Consider the following 2,102-nt stretch of genomic DNA (forward strand, 5'->3'; position numbering starts at 1 on the left):
TCGGACGCACTTCCACGCCCTTGCTCTTCATGTCGAGGAAGAACATCGTCAGACCCTTGTGCTTCGGCACCTTGGGGTCGGTGCGGGTGATGAGGAGACCATAGTCGGAATAATGCGCGCCCGAGGTCCAGATCTTCTGGCCGTTGACGATCCAGTTATCGCCCTGCTTCTCGGCGCGGGTGCGCAGGCCCGCGACGTCGGAACCGCCGGCCGGCTCCGAAAACAGCTGGCACCAGATCTGTTCCCCGGAGGCGAGCTTCGGCAGGTAATGACGCTTGTGCTCCTCGCTGCCGAACGCCATCACGGTCGGGCCGCACATGCCCTCGCCGATCTGGAACGGCTGCGTCAGCTTGCCGTAGACGCCCTCTTCCTGCTGCCAGATCACCTTCTCGATCGGCGTCGCACCGCGGCCGCCATATTCCCTAGGCCAGTGCAGGCAGGCCCAGCCGCCCTCGGCCTTCTTCCTCTGCCAGGCCTTGCCGACATCGACGATGTCATCCTTCTTCAGGCTGATGCGGCCGAGCGAGGACTTTGACAGTTCCGCCTCATATTGCTTCGGCGCGTTGGCGGCGATCCATGCCTTGGCCGTGGCGCGGAATTCGGCTTCCTTCGGGGTGTCATCGAAATTCATGGGCGTGATCCTTTCGTCAATCTCTGCCGTCGTCCCCGCGAACGCGGGGACCCATAGCCACAGGCTGTTACGTTTGAAAAGAAAGTTGCCACAGCCACCGCCTAAAATCGCTCTGCCGCGGCGTATGGGGCCCCGCGTTCGCGGGGACGACGATTGAGGGAGTTTTGCTACCCTCCATCAGCCTCTTCCCCTGGTCGGTATCTTGTTGAACGGCACGTCCTTGTCGACCCTGATGTCGCCGGGCAGGCCGAGCACACGCTCGGCGATGATGTTGCGCATGATCTCATCGGTGCCGCCCTCGACGCGGGTGCCGGGCGCCCGCAACAGCATCGCCTGGAATTTACCGGTGGCTTCGGCGTCCTCGGCTCCGCTCAGCACGCCGGCGGCGCCCTGCAGGTCGAGCGCGTAAGCCGCGACGTCCTGCACCATCGAACCCGCCACCAGCTTGCCGATCGAATTCTCCGGCCCCGGACGCTCGCCCTTCGACAGCGCCGAGATCGCCCGCATGCTGGTGTATTTCAGCCCGCTCGCCTTCACCGCCCAGCTGGCGAGCCTGGAACGCACATTACGGTCCTCGATGGCGGGACCGTCGTCCAGCATCAGGCTGTTGCAGAACTCGAACAATTCCGGAAAGCCGGTCGCGACTCCGGCGCCGATCGACATCCGCTCGTTCATCAGCGTGGTCAGCGATACATTCCAGCCATCATTGACGGCGCCGAGCCGCTGGCTGTCCGGAATTTTCACATCGGTGAAATAGACCTCGTTGAAGTCGGACTGGCCGTTGGCCTGCTTGATCGGCTTGATCTCGACGCCGGGGCTCTTCATGTCCAGGAAGAACATGGTGAGGCCCTTGTGTTTGGCCACGTTGGGATCGGTGCGGGTCAGCAAAATTCCGTAGTCGGAATAATGCGCGCCCGAGGTCCAGATTTTCTGGCCGTTGACGATCCAGCCGTCTCCGTGCTTTTCGGCTCGGGTACGCAGGCCCGCGACGTCGGAACCGCCGGCGGGTTCGGAAAACAGCTGGCACCAGACCTTTTCGCCCGCCGCCAGCGGCGGCAGATATTTCTTTTTCTCCGCCTCGCCGGCAAACGCCATCATGGTCGGGCCGCACATGCCGTGGCCGATGATGAACATGCCGGAGAGCCTGCCGAACGCGCCCTCTTCCTGCTGCCAGATCACCCGCTCGATCGGCGTGGCGCCGCGGCCGCCATATTCCTTCGGCCAGTGCAGGCAGGCCCAGCCGGCATCGGCCTTCTTCTTCTGCCAGGCTTTTGCCACGTCGAGCATGTTGGCGCCCTTCAGCGCACTTCGGCCGAGCGAGGACTTTTTCAGCTCGTCCTCATACTGCTTCGGCGCATTGGCGGCGATCCAGGCTTTCGCTTCGGCGCGGAACGCGGCTTCCTGCGGGGTGTCATCGAAGTTCATCGATTTATTCCTTCAAATCCATCGTCGCCCCCGCGAAAGCGGGGAC

General features: G+C 63.2%; 2 protein-coding genes. Both read right to left on the reverse strand.

Going from position 1 to position 2,102, the window contains the following annotated elements:
• A partial coding sequence (locus Q8N40_RS04970; RefSeq protein ID WP_305711030.1) for an acyl-CoA dehydrogenase family protein occupies positions 1-631 on the reverse strand: 631 nt, incomplete at its 3' end.
• A gap of 177 nt (positions 632-808) precedes the next feature.
• The gene (locus Q8N40_RS04975; RefSeq protein WP_305711031.1) at positions 809-2,056 is read right to left on the reverse strand and encodes an acyl-CoA dehydrogenase; all 1,248 of its coding nucleotides are present in this window, start codon (positions 2,054-2,056) and stop codon (positions 809-811) included.
• Positions 2,057-2,102 lie beyond the last annotated feature (46 nt).

Origin of the sequence: Bradyrhizobium sp. (assembly GCF_030693485.1) — a bacterium.
GTDB lineage: Bacteria > Pseudomonadota > Alphaproteobacteria > Rhizobiales > Xanthobacteraceae > Bradyrhizobium.

What these genes read in the sequence shown, in the direction of transcription:
- Q8N40_RS04975 (WP_305711031.1), bottom strand. Translation starts at nt 2,056, where the DNA reads ATGAACTTCGATGACACCCCGCAGGAAGCCGCGTTCCGCGCCGAAGCG.